This is a genomic window from Polynucleobacter sp. 86C-FISCH, assembly GCF_018882415.1.
Taxonomy (GTDB): domain Bacteria; phylum Pseudomonadota; class Gammaproteobacteria; order Burkholderiales; family Burkholderiaceae; genus Polynucleobacter.
Window position 1 is genome coordinate 734,206 of record NZ_JACVOL010000001.1, and the last position, 18,684, is coordinate 752,889.

19 protein-coding genes and 1 other RNA gene are annotated in these 18,684 nt (G+C 46.5%); 8 read left to right on the top strand and 12 right to left on the bottom strand.

What is annotated here, in order from left to right; translation table 11 throughout:
- Positions 1–127: 127 nt before the first annotated feature.
- Genes dusB through ruvB form a run of 6 tightly spaced genes read left to right on the top strand, consistent with a single transcriptional unit; the run spans position 128 to position 5,332 of the window.
- The gene (dusB, locus tag ICN10_RS03535; protein WP_216212675.1) at positions 128–1,144 is read left to right on the top strand and encodes a tRNA dihydrouridine synthase DusB; all 1,017 of its coding nucleotides are present in this window, start codon (positions 128–130) and stop codon (positions 1,142–1,144) included.
- A 60-nt stretch (positions 1,145–1,204) separates the two neighbouring features.
- Positions 1,205–1,444, top strand: a complete 240-nt coding sequence (locus ICN10_RS03540; RefSeq protein ID WP_068319558.1) for a helix-turn-helix domain-containing protein — start codon at positions 1,205–1,207, stop codon at positions 1,442–1,444.
- A 46-nt stretch (positions 1,445–1,490) separates the two neighbouring features.
- On the top strand, positions 1,491–3,071 hold the full coding sequence (purH, locus tag ICN10_RS03545; protein ID WP_216212678.1) for a bifunctional phosphoribosylaminoimidazolecarboxamide formyltransferase/IMP cyclohydrolase: 1,581 nt from the start codon (positions 1,491–1,493) through the stop codon (positions 3,069–3,071).
- A 26-nt stretch (positions 3,072–3,097) separates the two neighbouring features.
- Positions 3,098–3,625, top strand: a complete 528-nt coding sequence (gene ruvC, locus ICN10_RS03550) for a crossover junction endodeoxyribonuclease RuvC (protein ID WP_216212680.1) — start codon at positions 3,098–3,100, stop codon at positions 3,623–3,625.
- Between the two features lie 29 nt (positions 3,626–3,654).
- Positions 3,655–4,236 carry a Holliday junction branch migration protein RuvA gene (ruvA, locus tag ICN10_RS03555; protein ID WP_216212683.1) on the top strand — a complete coding sequence of 194 codons (582 nt, stop codon included), beginning with the start codon at positions 3,655–3,657 and terminating at the stop codon, positions 4,234–4,236.
- 25 nt (positions 4,237–4,261) lie between these two features.
- Positions 4,262–5,332: a Holliday junction branch migration DNA helicase RuvB gene (ruvB, locus tag ICN10_RS03560; protein ID WP_216212697.1), complete on the top strand. Its 1,071-nt coding sequence runs from the start codon at positions 4,262–4,264 to the stop codon at positions 5,330–5,332.
- On the opposite strand, the gene tyrS is transcribed toward ruvB, so the two are convergent.
- The gene (gene tyrS / locus ICN10_RS03565; protein ID WP_216212700.1) at positions 5,329–6,561 is read right to left on the bottom strand and encodes a tyrosine--tRNA ligase; all 1,233 of its coding nucleotides are present in this window, start codon (positions 6,559–6,561) and stop codon (positions 5,329–5,331) included. The two genes, ruvB and tyrS, sit on opposite strands and share 4 nt — an antisense overlap.
- A 76-nt stretch (positions 6,562–6,637) precedes the next feature.
- Between tyrS and ICN10_RS03570 the strand changes: the two genes are divergently transcribed.
- Complete coding sequence (locus tag ICN10_RS03570; protein WP_216212703.1) at positions 6,638–7,765, top strand: anhydro-N-acetylmuramic acid kinase; 1,128 nt, start codon at positions 6,638–6,640, stop codon at positions 7,763–7,765.
- Between the two features lie 17 nt (positions 7,766–7,782).
- Here ICN10_RS03570 and erpA read toward each other — a convergent pair whose 3' ends face one another.
- From erpA to rplM, 4 genes are all read right to left on the bottom strand, one after another.
- On the bottom strand, positions 7,783–8,157 hold the full coding sequence (gene erpA / locus ICN10_RS03575) for an iron-sulfur cluster insertion protein ErpA (RefSeq protein WP_088526457.1): 375 nt from the start codon (positions 8,155–8,157) through the stop codon (positions 7,783–7,785).
- A 68-nt stretch (positions 8,158–8,225) separates the two neighbouring features.
- Positions 8,226–9,284: an N-acetyl-gamma-glutamyl-phosphate reductase gene (argC, locus tag ICN10_RS03580; protein WP_216212706.1), complete on the bottom strand. Its 1,059-nt coding sequence runs from the start codon at positions 9,282–9,284 to the stop codon at positions 8,226–8,228.
- Between the two features lie 112 nt (positions 9,285–9,396).
- Entirely contained in the window at positions 9,397–9,798 is a 402-nt protein-coding gene (gene rpsI / locus ICN10_RS03585) for a 30S ribosomal protein S9 (protein WP_011903720.1), read from the bottom strand.
- A 9-nt stretch (positions 9,799–9,807) separates the two neighbouring features.
- Positions 9,808–10,236, bottom strand: a complete 429-nt coding sequence (gene rplM / locus ICN10_RS03590; RefSeq protein WP_011903721.1) for a 50S ribosomal protein L13 — start codon at positions 10,234–10,236, stop codon at positions 9,808–9,810.
- A 420-nt stretch (positions 10,237–10,656) separates the two neighbouring features.
- Here rplM and ICN10_RS03595 point away from each other — a divergent pair, with 420 nt between their 5' ends.
- Positions 10,657–11,079, top strand: coding sequence for an OsmC family protein (locus ICN10_RS03595; protein WP_216212709.1), 423 nt, complete (start codon positions 10,657–10,659; stop codon positions 11,077–11,079).
- Positions 11,080–11,082: 3 nt separating this feature from the next.
- Here the strand turns inward: ICN10_RS03595 and rnpB are convergent.
- From rnpB to ICN10_RS03630, 7 genes are all read right to left on the bottom strand, one after another.
- Positions 11,083–11,389: RNase P RNA component class A (gene rnpB / locus ICN10_RS03600), an RNA gene on the bottom strand.
- A 59-nt stretch (positions 11,390–11,448) separates the two neighbouring features.
- Positions 11,449–12,507, bottom strand: a complete 1,059-nt coding sequence (gene pyrC, locus ICN10_RS03605) for a dihydroorotase (RefSeq protein ID WP_216212713.1) — start codon at positions 12,505–12,507, stop codon at positions 11,449–11,451.
- 1 nt (position 12,508) lies between these two features.
- Entirely contained in the window at positions 12,509–13,861 is a 1,353-nt protein-coding gene (locus ICN10_RS03610; protein ID WP_216212716.1) for a glycerate kinase, read from the bottom strand.
- 9 nt (positions 13,862–13,870) lie between these two features.
- Positions 13,871–15,694, bottom strand: coding sequence for an ABC transporter ATP-binding protein/permease (locus ICN10_RS03615; protein WP_216212719.1), 1,824 nt, complete (start codon positions 15,692–15,694; stop codon positions 13,871–13,873).
- 16 nt (positions 15,695–15,710) lie between these two features.
- Complete coding sequence (nudB, locus tag ICN10_RS03620) at positions 15,711–16,169, bottom strand: dihydroneopterin triphosphate diphosphatase (RefSeq protein ID WP_216212721.1); 459 nt, start codon at positions 16,167–16,169, stop codon at positions 15,711–15,713.
- 29 nt (positions 16,170–16,198) lie between these two features.
- Entirely contained in the window at positions 16,199–17,998 is a 1,800-nt protein-coding gene (gene aspS / locus ICN10_RS03625; protein WP_216212724.1) for an aspartate--tRNA ligase, read from the bottom strand.
- A 16-nt stretch (positions 17,999–18,014) separates the two neighbouring features.
- A complete protein-coding gene (locus ICN10_RS03630; RefSeq protein WP_216212726.1) occupies positions 18,015–18,668 on the bottom strand; it encodes a DUF502 domain-containing protein in 654 nt (217 codons plus the stop codon).
- Positions 18,669–18,684 lie beyond the last annotated feature (16 nt).

An 18,684-nucleotide genomic window follows, 5' to 3' on the forward strand; every position in this document is an offset into this window, starting at 1 on the left:
GGCTTAAATCGCCCCTAAATATAAGTATTCCTGATTTGATCTGTAACAAGCAATCTGCCTAAAAAATAGGCAGATTTGGGGTCAACTGTGCTAAAGTGTCATGCTTTCCGCCCAAGCCCCCTTTTAGATGAACATTGGCCCTCACACCCTCGCAAATAAGCTATTTGTAGCCCCTATGGCTGGGGTAACGGATCGCCCGTTTAGACAGCTTTGCAAGAAATTGGGTGCAGGTTATGCGGTTTCTGAAATGGTGGCATCAAATGCCTTGCTCTGGAAAAGCGAGAAAACACAACGTCGCGCCAATCATGTCGGTGAATTCAAACCCATCGCGGTGCAAATCGCTGGGGCCGATCCAGCAATGATGGCAGCTGCGGCAAAAATTAACGTAGATCATGGCGCTCAAATTATTGATCTCAATATGGGCTGCCCTGCGAAGAAGGTTTGCAACGTTGCTGCTGGCTCTGCACTATTGCGCGATGAGCCTTTAGTGCAGCAAATTTTAGAAGCTGTTGTGAATGCTGTCGGTGTTGGACCAGATGCAGTGCCAGTTACCTTAAAGATACGTACTGGTTGGGATCGCGAACATAAAAATGCAATCGAGATTGCGCGTCTCGCAGAAAAGTCTGGCATCTCCATGTTGACAGTTCATGGTCGCACTAGAGCTGACCTATATCACGGTGAAGCAGAGTACGAAACTATTACTGCAGTCAAAAGTAACGTAGGCATTCCGGTGGTTGCAAATGGTGACATTACTAGCCCCGAGAAAGCAGAGCAAGTTTTAAAGATCACTGGGGCTGATGCCATCATGATCGGACGTGCGGCACAAGGTCGCCCTTGGATCTTCCGCGAGATCAATCATTACCTTGAAACTGGCGGTAAGTTACCAACCCCTGAGATCAATGAGATTCAGGCGATTATGAATACCCACCTCTTAGATCACTATGAGTTCTATGGCGAACATATCGGCCTTCGCACAGCTCGCAAGCATATCGGTTGGTATTGCAAAGGTTTACGAGACTCACATGCATTCCGTCAGCGCATGAATACTGCTGATGATTGCAAAACCCAATTGCAAATGGTGAATGATTATTTTGATGAGATGAAATTGCATTCTGAACGCTTACTATTTTTAGAGGCAGCTTAATTCCTGCCCAATCCCTGCTGTATTTTTTTATTTTCTTGTTTTTTGTATTGATAGACTGTTATGACCAATAAGCACCCAATTACCGAATGTATTGAAACCCAATTACAGGGTTACCTAAATGACCTCAAAGGAACAGCACCAACTGATATCTATCAAATGGTCTTGGCTGTTGTAGAAAAGCCTATGCTGGAATTAGTTATGCAGCACGCTAAACAAAATCAATCACTGGCAGCACAATATCTTGGTATTAACCGCAACACACTTCATAAGAAGCTCGTTGAACATCAGCTGCTGAAGTAAACATTCATCACAAAGTCATTTCTTTTAATTAAACCCTCCGAAAACTATGATCCGTACAGCCCTTCTCTCCGTATCCGATAAAAATGGCATCGTGCCTTTTGCTAAAGCCCTCCATGAGCAAGGTATTAAGCTTATTTCTACTGGCGGCACCGCAAAACTTCTAGCTGAAAATAATCTCCCAGTGGTTGAAGTTTCTTCCTTAACTAAATTCCCAGAGATGCTCGATGGTCGCGTAAAAACCCTTCACCCTATGGTGCACGGCGGCTTGTTAGCTCGTAGAGACTTCCCAGAACATATGGCCGCCTTAAAAGAGCATGGAATCGACACCATCGATATGCTCGTCATTAACCTATACCCATTTAATGAGACAGTAGCTAAAGACAGCTGTTCATTTGAGGATGCTGTAGAGAATATTGATATTGGCGGTCCTGCTATGTTGCGAGCTGCTGCAAAGAACCATCAAGACGTTACCGTCTTAATCTCACCAGAAGATTACGCCCCAGTATTGGCAGAAATGAAGGCTAACAAGAATACCGTTTCTTATAAGACAAATTTAGCTTTAGCCAAAAAAGTATTTGCGCATACTGCTCAGTATGACGGCGCTATTGCCAATTACCTCTCTGCTTTGGGCGATGACTTGGATCACAAAGCGCGTTCTGCTTACCCAGAAACTTTGCATCTTGCTTTTGAAAAAGTACAAGAGATGCGTTACGGTGAGAACCCACACCAATCTGCCGCCTTTTATAAAGATATTTACCCTGTTGATGGCGCGCTAGCCAATTACAAACAACTTCAAGGCAAAGAGCTTTCGTACAACAACATTGCGGATGCTGACTCTGCCTGGGAATGCGTGAAGAGCTTTACCGGCAACGCTGGTGGCGCGGCTGCTTGCGTCATTATCAAACACGCCAATCCTTGTGGCGTAGCTGTTGGAGCTAGCGCTCTTGAAGCCTATCAAAAAGCATTTAAGACCGATCCAAGCTCAGCCTTTGGCGGCATCATTGCTTTTAACGTTCCTTGTGATGGTGCAGCGGCAGAAGCGATCTCCAAGCAATTCGTAGAAGTATTAATTGCCCCTAGCTTTAGCGATGAAGCAAAGGCAATCTTTGCTGCAAAACAAAATGTGCGTCTTTTAGAGATTCCATTGGGCACTGCATTTAATACGTTTGATTTCAAACGCGTTGGTGGTGGCTTGCTCGTGCAATCGCCTGATGCCAAAAACGTTCTCGAAAATGAAATGCGTGTTGTTAGCAAACGTCTGCCAACTCCAAGCGAAATGCACGACATGATGTTTGCATGGCGCGTTGCTAAATTTGTGAAGTCCAATGCCATCGTCTATTGCGCAAATGGTATGACTCTCGGTATTGGTGCAGGCCAAATGAGTCGTGTTGACTCTGCACGTATGGCCAGCATTAAAGCTGAGAACGCTGGCTTAAGCCTTAAAGGTTCTGCTGTTGCAAGCGATGCCTTCTTCCCGTTCCGTGATGGCTTGGATGTAGTCGTCAATGGCGGTGCAAGTTGCGCCATTCAGCCGGGTGGCAGTATGCGTGACGATGAAATCATTGCAGCTGCAAATGAACATGGTATTGCCATGATCTTTACTGGCACACGTCACTTCCGTCATTAAGAAAATAGGAAGCACGAAACTAACTTATGCGCTGGATAGGAATTGACCCAGGTTTACGGACTACCGGTTTTGGTGTCATTGATGTCGACGGCCAAAAACTGACCTACGTAGCCTCTGGGACGATCGAAAGTGGTGATCCAGCCAAAGGCTTGCCGGAACGGCTGGGCGCTCTCTATGCGGGTCTTAAAGAAGTTTTAGAAACCTACCAACCTGAGTCTGCTGCGATTGAAGAGGTTTTCTTAAATGTGAATCCTCGTTCAACGCTGATGCTAGGTCAAGCAAGGGGTGCCGTGATCGCTGCCCTCGTATCTGAAAAGCTTCCTGTAGCTGAGTACAGCGCTCTACGCGTGAAGCAAGCTATTGTTGGCACGGGTCGTGCAGCCAAGCCGCAAGTGCAGGAGATGGTTAAGCGCCTTTTAAGACTAAATCGTGCCCCAGGTACTGACGCATCTGATGCATTGGGTGTTGCTATCTGCGCCGCTCATCATGCGCAAATACCAAAAGCCATAACTGCAGCTACCGCCGCATTAGCGCCTAAGAAACGTAGCAAGTAAAAATACACATCACAGGTTAAGATCTCTACATGATTGGTCGCATTCAAGGTACTCTCGTTTCAGTTCATCCACCCCGCCTCTTGGTAGATTGCCAAGGCATTGGTTATGAGGTTGATGTACCTATGAGCACCCTGTATCAGCTTCCCCAGGCAGGTCAAAAAATTACGCTTCTTACGCACTTTCAAGTTCGAGAAGATGCGCAGCAACTTTTTGGCTTTGCCACTGAGACAGAGCGTGAAGCATTTAGACAGCTGATTAAGATTAGTGGCGTTGGCTCCCGTACCGCACTAGCAGTTCTCTCTGGCATGAGTGTCAATGAGTTAGCCCAAGCAATTGCTCTTCAAGAAGCCGGACGCCTCACTCAAGTACCAGGCATTGGCAAGAAAACTGCCGAACGTCTTTGCCTAGAACTCAAAGGAAAGTTAGCCCCAGACCTGGGTATTACAGGCGGCAAACCACAGGCGATTGAAGCTAGCAGCGAAGTCTTGCAAGCACTCTTGGCATTAGGCTACTCAGAAAAAGAAGCACTTTTAGCGCTCAAGCAAATCCCACCAGAGACAAATGTTTCAGATGGCATCCGTATGGGCTTGAAGTATTTATCCAAAGCCTAGTGCCAAACGGAACTAAACTCTAAACATGGCAATTCATACAGACGACCTCAGCTCAATTCCCGAAGATTTACCGGAAGGAAATGACCGCATTGTCAGCGGCTCAGCCGGCAATGCTGAAGCCGTCTTTGAGAGAGCGCTACGCCCAAAACAACTCGATGAGTATGTTGGTCAAACTAAAGCACGCGCCCAATTAGAGATTTTCATCAGCGCCACAAGAGCACGTCAAGAAGCTTTAGATCACGTCCTCTTATTCGGACCTCCTGGCCTTGGTAAAACCACATTGGCCCACATCATTGCCAGGGAGCTTGGCGTTAACTTGCGCCAAACCAGCGGCCCCGTACTAGATAGGCCCGGTGATCTTGCTGCCCTACTAACCAATCTAGAAGAAAACGATGTTCTCTTTATTGATGAGATTCATCGCCTCTCTCCTGTGGTTGAAGAAATCCTGTACCCAGCACTAGAAGATTACAGTCTTGACATCATGATTGGTGAAGGTCCTGCAGCACGCAGTGTGAAGATTGATCTCAAGCCATTCACATTGATTGGTGCAACTACCCGTGCCGGCATGCTGACCAATCCATTACGTGATCGCTTTGGCATTGTGGCAAGACTTGAGTTCTACACCACCGAAGAACTGACCAAAATTATTAATCGCTCAGCCAGTCTGCTCAAGGCTGACATAGATCCAGAAGGATCGGTAGAAATTGCTAAGCGTGCACGCGGCACTCCACGTATTGCAAACCGATTGCTACGTCGTGTACGTGACTACGCAGAAGTCAAAGGCACAGGCACGATTACTAAAGCTATGGCCGATGCAGCGCTCAAGATGCTTGATGTTGATCCGAGTGGCTTTGATGTAATGGATAGAAAATTACTAGAAGCCATTTTGCACAAGTTTGATGGTGGCCCAGTGGGTATTGATAACTTGGCAGCAGCTATTGGCGAAGAACGCGACACGATTGAAGATGTGCTTGAGCCATATTTGATTCAGCAAGGTTACTTACAGAGAACCTCACGTGGCCGAGTAGCAACGCGCCAGGCCTATGAGCACTTTGGATTAACGCCGCCTAGCGGCAGCGCTAGTCTAGATATTTAAGCTAGCGTCACTTTCGCAAATTTACGTTTGCCTACTTGCACAACATAAGTTCCCGCTTCAACTTTTAGCTGCTTATCAGCAATCGTTGCGCCATCAATCTTCACACCGTTTTGCTCGATATTGCGATTGGCCTCTGATGTTGATGGGGCTAAACCAGCAGCCTTCAACAGATTGGCGATTTGCATTGGGGCGCCAGAGAGATTGACCTCTGGAATGTCATCCGGTACACCACCTTTAGCGCGGTGATTAAAGTCTTCTAGCGCTTTTTCTGCAGCGGCTTGCGAATGAAAACGTGCAACGATTTCTTGTGCTAGCAGCACTTTGCAGTCTTTCGGATTTCGACCGGCAGCAACTTCTTGCTTCATCAAATCAATTTCAGCCATTGGGCGGAAAGAAAGCAATGTGAAGTAATCCCACATCAATTCATCGGAGATGCTCAACAGCTTGCCAAACATCTCGCCCGCAGGCTCGCTAATGCCGATGTAATTGCCTTTGGACTTACTCATCTTGTCCGCGCCATCCAAACCAACCAGGAGTGGCATTGTCAAAATACATTGTGGCTCTTGGCCATACTCACGTTGAAGCTCGCGCCCAACCAGGAGATTAAATTTCTGATCTGTACCACCGAGCTCTAAGTCGCTCTTCAAGGCAACAGAGTCGTAGCCTTGCATCAATGGATACAGGAACTCATGTACAGAGATAGGTACGCCACTACGGTAGCGCTTTGTAAAGTCATCGCGCTCTAACATCTGTGCAACGGTATATCGCGCTGCTAACTGAATCATGCCACGCGCACCCAATGGATCACACCATTCGCTGTTGTAACGTACTTCAGTTTTAGCTGGATCGAGCACCATGCTCGCTTGACGATAGTAAGTCTCGGCATTAACCGCAATTTCTTCTGCGGTTAATGGTGGACGAGTGGCGTTACGTCCAGATGGGTCACCAATCATGCTGGTGAAGTCACCAATCAAGAAAATAACGGTATGGCCCAGGTCTTGCAGTTGACGTAATTTGTTTAAAACAACCGTATGCCCCAAATGAATATCAGGCGCCGTTGGATCTAAGCCTAATTTGATTCTGAGCGGAGTCTTGGTAGCCTGACTGCGCGCCAGCTTCTGAACCCAATCAGCCTCAACCAATAACTCATCACAGCCACGCTTAGTGACTTCGAGTGCTGCGAAGACTTCAGGAGTCAAAGGGTATTTTTGTTCTGGTTTAGCCGTCATGCTGATTCGGATTGCTGATTCAGTTAAATTAGTAGTTAAATTGCTAAAGCATAATTGTCGCATTCCTGAGAGCACTATGAACAAACCCCATTCCCTCTATATCGGACTAATGTCTGGCACCAGCCTGGATGGGATAGATGCCGTCCTGGCAAAGATTGGGTCCAACGGGGAAGCAAGTGCCCTAGATGCGGTGAGCACCTCCTTTAGCCCTGAACTACGCAAAGCCCTATTTGAGCTTCAAAGCCCTGGGCCTAATGAGCTGCACCGGGAGAAACAGGCTGGAAATGCCCTGGCCTTAGCTTACGCAGAAGCAGTGAATCAATTGCTTCAAAAGACAAATTTGCAGGCCTCAGATATCACTGCTATTGGCTCTCATGGGCAGACCATTCGTCACCAACCGCATCTTGGCGATATGGCATATACCCACCAAACACTCAATCCTGCCCTCTTGGCAGAAAAAACAGGCATCGATGTCATTGCTGATTTTAGAAGCCGAGATTTAGCTGCTGGTGGGCATGGCGCCCCTTTAGTCCCTGCGTTTCATGCGCAGCAATTTGTAGAAGATAAAAATTTAGCAATCCTCAATATTGGCGGCATTGCTAACTTCACGCTACTTCCTAAGGATGGGCAAGTGACCGGTTTTGATTGCGGTCCAGGAAATATGTTGATGGATGCCTGGATACATGAACATCAAGGCAATGCATTTGATGAGAATGGCAACTGGGCACTGCAAGGCAAGGTTAATGAAGCATTGCTTGCAAAGATGTTGGTAGATCCATTTTTTACAAAAGCGCCGCCTAAGAGTACAGGCAGAGATGACTTTCATCTCGATTGGTTACAAGAAAAATTGGATGGTGAAAATTTTCTTTGCGAAGACGTGCAAGCAACCTTGCTTCATCTAACAGCTCACTCAGCCCTAGAGGCTCTAGCGCGTTATGCCCCGCAGACCCAGAAGCTGATTATCTGCGGAGGTGGCGCCAGAAATCATGCGCTGATGAATTTATTCAAAGTGAAGTCGCAACATTTCTTTAAACAACCCTTAGAGATTACAACTAGCGATTCTGCCGGAATCGATCCGCAACTAGTTGAAGGTCTTGCATTTGCATGGCTCGCCTGGGCCTATAAAGAAAAACGGCCAGCAAATTTGCCAGCCGTTACGGGAGCGAAGGGTCCTAGAATTCTAGGTGCTTGCTACCCTGCTTAAATAATTAAACTTTTTTCTTAAGCAGAGAAAGAAGATCCGCAGCCACAAGTTGTTTGCGCATTTGGATTCTTAATCACAAACTGTGATCCGTTGATGTCTTCTTTGTAGTCGATCTCAGCACCAACCAAATATTGGAAGCTCATTGAATCCACCAACAAAGTAACGCCATTCTTTTCAAAGAGTGTGTCGTCTTCGTTCACAGCATCATCAAATGTGAAGCCATACTGAAAGCCTGAGCAACCACCACCTTGTACGAATACGCGGAGCTTCAGCTCTGGATTGCCTTCTTCTGCAATCAAGTCAGCCACTTTTGCAGCGGCGCTATCCGTGAACACCAAAGGGGTTGGTGGTTCAGCTAAATCTTGTGCAGTTTGCGTAGCTAATTCGGTCATGATTCACTCCTAATTCAAAAGGGTATGTCCTATTTTAGGCTTTTAATGCCCAGCTTGCTGAAGGGTCATTACGGGGATACAGCTATCTGGGTGAGCCCCGTAGTCTCTGGCAAGCCAAACATGAGGTTTAAACACTGAACCCCTTGTCCTGAGGCCCCTTTTACTAAATTGTCCTCAACCACCAAAATGACCAAAGTATCACCGCCGCCTGGACGATGGATTGCAATCCGAATGCCATTGCTGCCACGTACCGAACGTGTTTCTGGATGACTTCCTGCAGGCATCACATCAACAAATGGCTCGTCTTTATAGAAAGTCTCATACAGTTTTTGATAATCGACATCTTTACCAGCATCAGTCAAACGTACATATAGCGTTGAATGAATACCTCTAATCATCGGGGTTAAATGTGGCACAAAGGTCAGACCAATTTGATCGTGACCAGCAATCGCTTTTAAGCCTTGCTCAATTTCCGGCAAATGACGATGCCCTTTAACGCTATACGCCTTAAAGTTATCGCTTGCCTCAGACAATAAAGTGCCGATCTCTGCTTTACGGCCAGCGCCAGAGGTGCCTGACTTGGAATCCGAGATGATGTGCGTACCATCGATCAAGTGCTTACCGCCAGTCGATTTTGGTGACAGGAGAGGCGCAAGGCCAAGCTGGACAGATGTTGGGTAGCAACCTGCCAAACCCACTACGCGCGCTTTTTTAATTGCTTCGCGATTAATCTCTGGCAAACCATAAACAGCCTCTGCCAAAATTTCTGGGCAGCCATGCTCCATGCCGTACCACTTAGAAAATTCTTTAACGTCCTTTAAACGGAAGTCTGCAGCAAGATCCAAAACCTTGACATTGTTGGCAAGTAATTCTTTTGCCTGTGCCATCGCAACACCATGTGGAGTTGCAAAGAACACTGCATCGCATTCGTTTAATTTAGCTTCATCAGGTGTTGTGAATTTCAGATCAACACGGCCACGTAAAGATGGGAACATCTCAGATACAGGCATGCCCGCTTCTGTACGAGAAGTAATTGCAGTAAGTTGTACCTCAGGATGCTGCGCCAATAAACGCAACAACTCCACTCCGGTATAACCAGTGCCACCTACGATGCCAACTTTAATCATGCCATTCTCCAAAATACCGACTGATGAATTTTATTTCTTTAATACCTAGATTGTAGAAACAAAAAGGGCCGCTTGCGCGACCCTTTCGATAAAACTTGAGCGACTGAAAGAATTAGCGCTTGCTGAACTGCTTACGACGACGCGCGCCGTGCAGACCAACTTTTTTACGCTCAACTTCACGAGCATCGCGAGTTACCAAACCTGCTTTAGACAGAGTTGGCTTCAAAGCGTTGTCGTAGTCGATCAATGCACGAGTAACACCGTGACGAACTGCACCAGCTTGGCCAGTTTCACCGCCACCAGAAACGTTTACTTTGATATCAAAGGTCGTTAAGTGAGCTGTGAGAGCCAAAGGCTGACGAGCGATCATGCGTGATGTTTCACGAGCAAAATATGCATCGATAGGCTTACCATTAACAATGATGTCGCCTTTGCCAGATTTAATGAATACGCGCGCAACAGAACTCTTGCGGCGACCAGTACCGTAATTCCAATTTCCGTAATTAATAGCCATTTGGTTTCCTTAAATCTCTAACGCTTTTGGCTGTTGAGCCGCATGCGGATGATTGGCGTCGCCGTAGACTTTTAATTTCTTGATCATGGCATAGCCTAGTGGGCCTTTTGGCAACATACCCTTCACAGCCTTCTCCAAAGCGCGACCTGGGAAACGGTCTTGCATCTTGTCGAAGTTAGTCGAGCTAATACCACCTGGGTATCCGCTGTGACGGTAATAAATTTTGTTCAAGCCTTTTGTGCCTGTGACACGGAGCTTAGAAGAATTGATAACGACAATAAAGTCGCCAGTATCAACGTGTGGGGTGTATTCAGGCTTGTGCTTGCCGCGTAGACGGAGTGCCACTTCACTGGCGACACGACCGAGGACTTTGTCCGTAGCGTCAATCACGAACCATTCATGCACTACCTCATGGGATTTTGCAGAAAAAGTTTTCATGATTTCTCAAATTGTTATGGTCAAAAAAAATTACCCCAACCAAACTACGTCCACCTTGGCCCTGCTTATGTTTGCAAGCTCGCAGATTCTGCAATTTAACTGGTACAACAAATTACCGCTGACCGGCTCGGTAATTCAGTAAAGCCTTGAATTGTAACCTAAAAAAAACCCAGGAACGAGTCCTGGGTTGGAATCCACCTATGTTTGGGTGGAGGAGACACTGGGAGGTAAGTCGCAGTCTTATACAAGACTGACTACCAATATGGTTATTCTACACAAACAATATGGTGCAATGCAAGAATATTGACCAAAATCAAGTTTTTGATGGTTTTTGGCTATTTTCGCTGGAAAACAGCATGCCTTAAAAATTGGTAAACTATTGATAATATTGATTAATTTAGTAAGTTAGGGGTCACTACGATGGATTGTCGAGTATCTTGGTTGGGTAATGGCGGTATGGCTTTTTCAGCCGAAACTGGCAGTGGCCACCTCGTCAACATGGATGGAGCCCCTGAAGCAGGCGGCAGAAACCTAGCCCCAAGGCCAATGGAGCTCCTTTTGGCTGGTGCGGGCGGCTGCTCTGCATTTGATGTGGTTTTAATCCTACAAAGGGCCCGTCAGGCCATTAGTGGCTGTGAAGTGAACCTCCAAGCAGAACGCGCCACAGAAGACCCCAAAGTCTTTACCAAGATCAACCTGCACTTTACGGTCAAAGGAAAAGATCTGGATCAGGCTAAAGTGGAACGCGCCGTAAAACTTTCTCACGAGAAGTACTGCTCTGCAACCACCATGTTGGCTAAAACTGCAGAACTAACTTACAGCGTGGAAATCGTTTCAGAATAATAAGTGCAGAGTCAATCGATAAGCCGGATTCTGTCGCCTAGATTCGCATCTAGGGGCAATCATTCCTCTAGGCCGTTAGTTACCTAACGGCTCAAGCTCCCTACCCGCAGACTCAGCGGGACGCCTCATCGCCTGCTTACTTGGGATTGCTCCAGGTGGAGGTTACCGCGTTTCACCGTAACTAAATACGCTCGTCTCTGTGGCCCTATTCCTCACGTCGCCGTGGATGGCCGTTAGCCATCACCCTTCCCTATGGAGTCCGGACTTTCCTCCCCCTCAATAAAGAGGCGGCGATTGCCCAATTGACTCTGCGCCTGCAGTCTAACGCAGTCAGAGCAATTTGGCTAAGAAACTAATGATTTGAGTTTTTTAAACGAGTGACCAAGCAATCGTTTCGCCGGCGCGCAGCGGAACGATGGTGGCATCACCCAAAGGCAATTCCATAGGAATACTTTGCGCTTGTTTTGCCAAGGTAATTTTTTTACTATTGCGCGGCAAAGAATAAAAATCAGGGCCAAAGAAACTAGCAAAGCCTTCTAATTTATCCAGCTTACCAACACTCTCAAATGCTTCGGCATATAAACCTAGTGCGTTAAATGTGCTGTAGCATCCCGCACAACCACAGGCCGCCTCCTTAGCACCCTTGGCATGCGGCGCACTATCAGTTCCCAAGAAGAAGCGAGAGTTACCACTTGTAGCAGCCTCCAAAAGCGCAACTCGATGCTCTTCACGCTTCAGAACCGGCAAGCAATAATTGTGTGGACGAATCCCACCGGCAAAAATCGCATTACGATTCATAAGCAAATGCTGAGGGGTAATGGTTGCTGCAATCGTATTTTTTCCACCAGTCACTGCATCACGAACATAGTGAGCGGCTTGCTTGGTAGTGATGTGTTCAAACACAATCTTGAGCTCAGGTAATTTTTTGCGTAAAGGCTCTAATACCGTATCAATAAATACCGCCTCACGATCAAAGATATCAATATCTGCATGCGTTACTTCGCCGTGCACAAGCAAGGGCATGCCAACAGCCTGCATTGCCTCTAAAGCAGCATGGCAATGTTTAAGGTCACTCACACCAGCGTCGCTATTGGTGGTTGCTCCTGCGGGATACAACTTGAATGCAGCAATACCTGCATCCTTAGCCTTGCGAACTTCATCTGCAGAAGTGTTATCAGTAAGATAAAGGGTCATCAAAGGCGTAAATTCAGTGACGCCCAGTAATTTCAAATTCGATTCAATACGTGACTGATAAGCTTTTGCCAAATCCACAGTGGTGACTGGTGGCTTTAAGTTCGGCATGATAATGGCACGTGCAAATTGACGCGCAGTATCTGCCAATACATCTTTCATTACTTCGCCATCGCGAATATGCAAATGCCAATCGTCCGGCTGAGTTAATTCAATTTTTGTAGGGCTATTGGACATATTATTTATTAAGCAAGATGATGCGGAAGTCATTCACATTCGTAAGTGTAGGGCCAGTTTCCACTAAAGCATCCATTTCTGCAAAGAAGCCGTAGCAATCATGTGCAGCTAAGAACTTTTCTGGCGCAAGGCTTGAGATCAGGCTAGTTTGACGAATGCCGGCATCAAACCATGCTCCAGCATTCTTCTCGCTACCATCAATCCCATCAGTATCAGCAGCCAAGGCAGCCAATTGAGGTAAATCGCTTGATGCCGCAAAGAGTGAGAGCAAATACTCGCTGCAACGACCACCACGGCCTTTGACTCCAGCTGGGATAGTCACAGTGCATTCACCGCCAGAAATAAGAGCCATTGGTTTATCAAACCCCTTGGACACATAGTCGCGTACTAAAGCGGCCTGCTCTAAACCAACCACCTGTGCCTCGCCGGTAATTGTGTCACCCAAAATAATTGGCTCATAGCCTTGGTGACGAACATACTCAGCAGCAGCTTCCAGGCTTTTATAGGCAGTTGCAATGACATGATTCGAAACTTGGCTATCAACCAAATCAATATCTTTTAAGGTCTCAGGGATCTCTCCTGCTAAACCTCGCTTGAGATGATCAAGAACAGATGCCGGAACAGCAGGTGTAACTAAATCGTATTTTTGCAAAATATTGAGCGCATCTAAATACGTAGAGTAATCAGCGGCACAAGGACCACTAGCAATATCTGCAGGTGAGTCACCTGTGACGTCAGAAATCAATAAAGCTTCCACTCTTGCACAACGTGCAATCGCAACTCTGGCTAAGTTACCACCCAAAATTGCAGATAGGTGTTTGCGCACCACATTCATTTCTTCAATGGGGGCGCCACTTCGCAATAGCGCTTCTGTGGTCTTGCGCATGTCATCAATAGAAATGCCTTCTTGAGGCAAAGTCAGAAGGCTTGAGCCTCCACCAGATACCAAAGCGATCAATACATCACCTTGCTCCAATTGCTTTGCTAATGCCAATACTTCCTTGGCCCCATCCATGCCAGCTTGGTCAGGTACCGGATGCCCAGCCTCAATAATCTTAATATGGCTTGTTGGTGAGTTATGCCCATAACGCGTCAGCACAACGCCTTCTAATTTCGCCTGCGGCCAATTCGCTTTTGCGTAAGCTTCAAATGCGCTAGCCATAGATGCACTAGCCTTACCGGCACCCACAACTAAACAGCGCCCTTTAGGTTCTTGACCCTTTGGAAATATCTGCGCTAAATACTGCGGAACAATCACTTGTGGATCAGCCACTGCCACAGCAGCAGCAAATGCATTTTTTAAGACTGCTTCGGTGCTTTTGGCGATTGGTGTCGAAGATTTGTTTTGAGTCATAAAGCTATTCTAATCAAGAGTGGCGCGCTCTTGCATCTGCCACATCTCAGCATATTTACCTTTTACTGCAAGCAACTCCTCATGGGTGCCATACTCCACAATTTGTCCATGATCCATTACCAAAATTTGATCTGCATGAATGATGGTTGAAAGGCGATGGGCAATGATGAGTGTTGTTCGGTTCTTGGCTAAGCTGAGAAGCTCTTCTTGAAACGCACGTTCGGTTTTAGAGTCAAGCGCTGAAGTAGCTTCATCAAATATGAGCATGGCAGGTTTCTTAAGGAGTGTTCTAGCAATAGCAACCCTTTGCTTCTCACCCCCCGATAACTTGAGACCCCGCTCGCCAACTTGAGTGTCATAACCCTCGGGCAAACGCTTAATAAAGCCATCAATTTGCGCAGCTCTGGCCGCCTCTTGCACCTCTTCTATAGTTGCAGAGGGATTGCCATAGGCTATGTTGTATCCAATCGTGTCATTAAATAAGACTGTATCTTGCGGCACGATACCAATAGCTTTGCGCAAACTAGCCTGAGTGACATCCTGAATATTTTGACCATCAATCAAAATCTTTCCTGATTGAACATCATAAAAACGGAACAACAATCTTGCGAGGGTACTTTTACCAGCGCCACTTTGACCAACCACCGCTGTAATCGTCCCAGCAGGAATATTGAAGCTCACATCGCGGAGAATTTCACGCTTAGCATCATAGTGAAACGATACGTGCTCAAACCGCACGTCTGGGCCACGATCATGATTTTCAATTTGGAGTGTCTTAGCATCCGGTGAATCCGCTATCTCTTTATCAGTATTGAGTAAAGAAAACATGCGATCCATGTCAGTCAATGATTGCTTAATCTCTCGATAAATCACACCCAAGAAATTCAAGGGAATATAGAGCTGAATCATTAAGGTATTAACCAAGACCAAATCGCCCAAAGTCATGGTGCCATTGACCACGCCAACCGTAGCGCGCCAAAGAATCAGCATTAAGCCAACTGCAATAATGATTTGCTGACCTAGATTCAATACGGCCAAAGTCTTTTGTGACTTCACCGCAGCCGATTGATAGCGCAGAAGATTCTCATCGTAACGACTGGCTTCAAAGGCCTCGTTACCAAAGTACTTCACTGTCTCGAAATTTAATAAGGAATCAATCGCCTTTTGATTGGCTTTCGAATCCATATCATTCATGGTACGGCGGAAATGCGTGCGCCACTCAGTAACTACGACTGTGAAAACGATGTAAAGAACTAAGGCAACTAAAGTGATCGCAGCAAACCAAATATCGTAGGAGTAAGCAAGGTAGCCTAAGACCAAACAAAATTCGATCAGTGTGGGCAGAATGCTATAGAGAGAATAAGAAATCAGTGACTGTATGCCACGTGTGCCGCGCTCAATATCTCGACTTACGCCGCCAGTCTGACGGGCAAGATGAAAGCTCAGCGCTAAGGAGTGCAAGTGCTCAAAAACTTGAAGTGCTACTTTACGAACTGCGTTCTGGGTGACCTTAGCAAACAATGCTTCGCGAAGTTCTGTAAATACGGATGCACAAATTCTTAAAAGGCCATAGGCAACAATAATTCCCAAGGGAACGACCAAAAGTGCTTGCGGTGAATTGACATTGATATTTAAAGAATCAATTAAGTCTTTCAACACAATTGGTATACCAAGATTGGTAACCTTGGCGGCAATCAAACAGCTAAGGGCAATCAAGACCCTAAAGCGATACTCCAAAAGATAAGGGAGTAGGTCGCGAATAACGCGCCAGTCACCGCGCCCCGCTGTTTTTGAATCTGCGCTACCGTGATGATGTCCCGATGAATGTCTCATCGCTCTATCTTATTCCTTATTCAGGATGGCTTTGGGCTGCTGAAAATAATTTGAGGATGGCCTCTCCATTGCTAGGAGAAAAACATTTTTTAGCGGCCTCTTGGTATGGGAGCCATTCATAGGCCACATGCTCCCTAGGCGCTAGCGTAATAGGGGTGTTATTGGGAACTTCTAATGAGAACCAGTGCTCAGTATTGCGAGTGACGCCAGGCGCATAACGAGAACGCCATTCAGGATAGATTTCATATTCGATCTGGTGGTGCATATTTTGCAAGGCATCTTTTGGCAACCCCTCTACCGCAATACCCGTCTCTTCAAATACTTCACGGGCTGCTGCTAAAGCAAGATCCTCATCAATAGCATCAAGGCTACCAGTGACGGACTGCCAAAAGCTCGCGCGATCTGCACGCTCTATCAATAAAACATCCCTATTCGATTTATAGATAACTACTAAAACCGAAATAGGGATTTTCAAGGTGGATCTAAAACGCTACTTAAGTTGTTTTAAGCAGCAGGTGCAGCTTGACGCAAACGAATGTGTAACTCACGCAACTGACGCTCATCAACCGGACTAGGAGCCTGAGTTAATAAGCACTGTGCACGTTGTGTTTTAGGGAAGGCAATAACGTCACGGATTGACTCAGCACCAGTCATCATCGTCACGATACGATCCAAACCAAACGCAATACCACCGTGTGGAGGCGCGCCATATTGGAGTGCATCTAACAAGAATCCAAACTTGGCTTGCGCCTCTTCCGCATCAATCTTCAATGCACGGAATACTTGGCTTTGAACTGCTTCTTGGTGAATACGTACAGAACCACCACCAATTTCACTGCCGTTCAACACCATGTCATAAGCCTTAGCTAAACACTTGCCTGGATCAGACTCCAAGTACTTCATATGCTCATCTTTAGGGCTGGTGAACGGATGATGGCAAGCAACCCAGCGCGCTTCACCTTCATCGTAATCAAACATTGGGAAGTCAACTACCCACAATGGCTTCCAGCCTTCTGTAAACAGTCCATGCTCTTTACCCCAAGCAGACTGACCAATACGCAGACGTAAATTTCCGATTGCGTCGTTCACTACTTTTTCTTTATCAGCACCAAAGAAAATGATGTCGCCATCTTTTGCGCCAGTGCGCTTCAAGATGCCTTCAATCGCAGCGTCATGCAAATTCTTCACGATTGGTGACTGCAAACCATTGCGGCCTTCAGCCACAGAGTTGACCTTAATCCACGCCAAACCTTTAGCGCCATAGATGCTCACGAACTGGGTGTAGTCATCGATTTCGCTACGGCTAATTTCAGCACCACCAGGCACACACAAGCCCACTACGCGGCCGCCAACCTGGTTCGCTGCGCCTGAGAACACTTTGAAATCAACGTCTTTCATCAAATCCGTCAATTCAGTGAACTCAAAGTTCACACGCAAATCTGGCTTATCAGAGCCAAAACGCGCCATACCTTCTGAGTAAGGCATTGTTGGGAATGGGTTTGGCAACTCCACATTCATAGTTTTCTTGAAAATATGACGAATCATGTTTTCAAATAAATCACGAATTTCCAACTCGCTCAAGAAAGCAGTTTCACAGTCGATCTGCGTAAATTCAGGCTGACGATCTGCGCGTAAGTCTTCATCACGGAAGCACTTTGTAATTTGATAGTAACGATCAAAGCCAGCCACCATTAACAACTGCTTAAACAATTGAGGAGACTGTGGCAATGCAAAGAACTGACCATCATGTACACGTGATGGAACTAAATAATCACGCGCGCCTTCTGGTGTGCTCTTAGTGAGCATTGGTGTTTCGATATCGATAAATCCTGCGTCATCCAAATAACGACGGCACTCCATCGCAACGTTGTAACGCAAGCGCAAATTCTTTTGCATTTGTGGACGACGCAAATCTAATACGCGATGAGTCAAACGAGTAGTCTCGGATAAATTCTCATCGTCGATTTGGAATGGTGGTGTTACAGATGCATTCAAGATCACCAAGCTATGGCAAAGAATTTCTACTTTTCCACTAACTAAATCTACATTCTCAGTACCAGCAGGACGCGCACGCACGAGACCTTTAATCTGTATGCAGAACTCACTACGCACTTGCTCAGCAAGGGCGAACATCTCTGGGCGATCTGGATCGCAAACTACTTGCACGAAACCTTCGCGGTCACGCAAGTCAATAAAGATAACGCCTCCGTGGTCACGGCGACGATTCACCCAACCAGAAAGAGTGACTTCTTGACCAATCAGTGAATCGGTTACCTGGCCGCAGGTATGGCTTCGCATCGACATAACAATTTCCTATAAATCAAAAATGGTGTGGTAACTGCGTTGCAGTTATGCCACTAGAACTATTGGGAGGAACAGAACCCATGGAAACAATATGTTTCAAAGCCTCTTCCACACTCATCTCTAATTCAATCGTTTGTGCACGGGGCACAATCATGAAAAAACCAGAGGTAGGGTTTGGGGTTGTTGGTAAAAATACGTTAACGTAATCTTCACCTAATTTGGCAGTCACTTCTTTTGCAGGGGTGCCTGTTTGAAATGCAATCACCCATGAGTCAGCATGGGGATAACGAATTAAGAGCGCCTTACTAAAGGCTTGGCCACTTCCGGAAAATAAAGTGGAAGAAACCTGCTGAACACTTGAATAAATAGAGCGAACGATTGGAATACGATTGATCTGCTTATTCCACATCCGGATCCACCACTGACCAGCAAAACTGATTGCTAACAAACCAGTGGCCATGATCACGCCGATCACAATCAAAATGCCAACGCCAGGCAATTCACGGAAATGCTGCAAATCTCCGGCAAATTGACGTGGGAAGACTGTAATGATGGCGTGCATTACAGAACCGAATACGCCATCGAGCAGACCCAAGCCCCAGGCAATCACCCAGATGGTGATCGACAATGGTGCCCATACGAGGATGCCAGCGATAAAGTATTTTTTCATGTGTTCTGCCTAACCC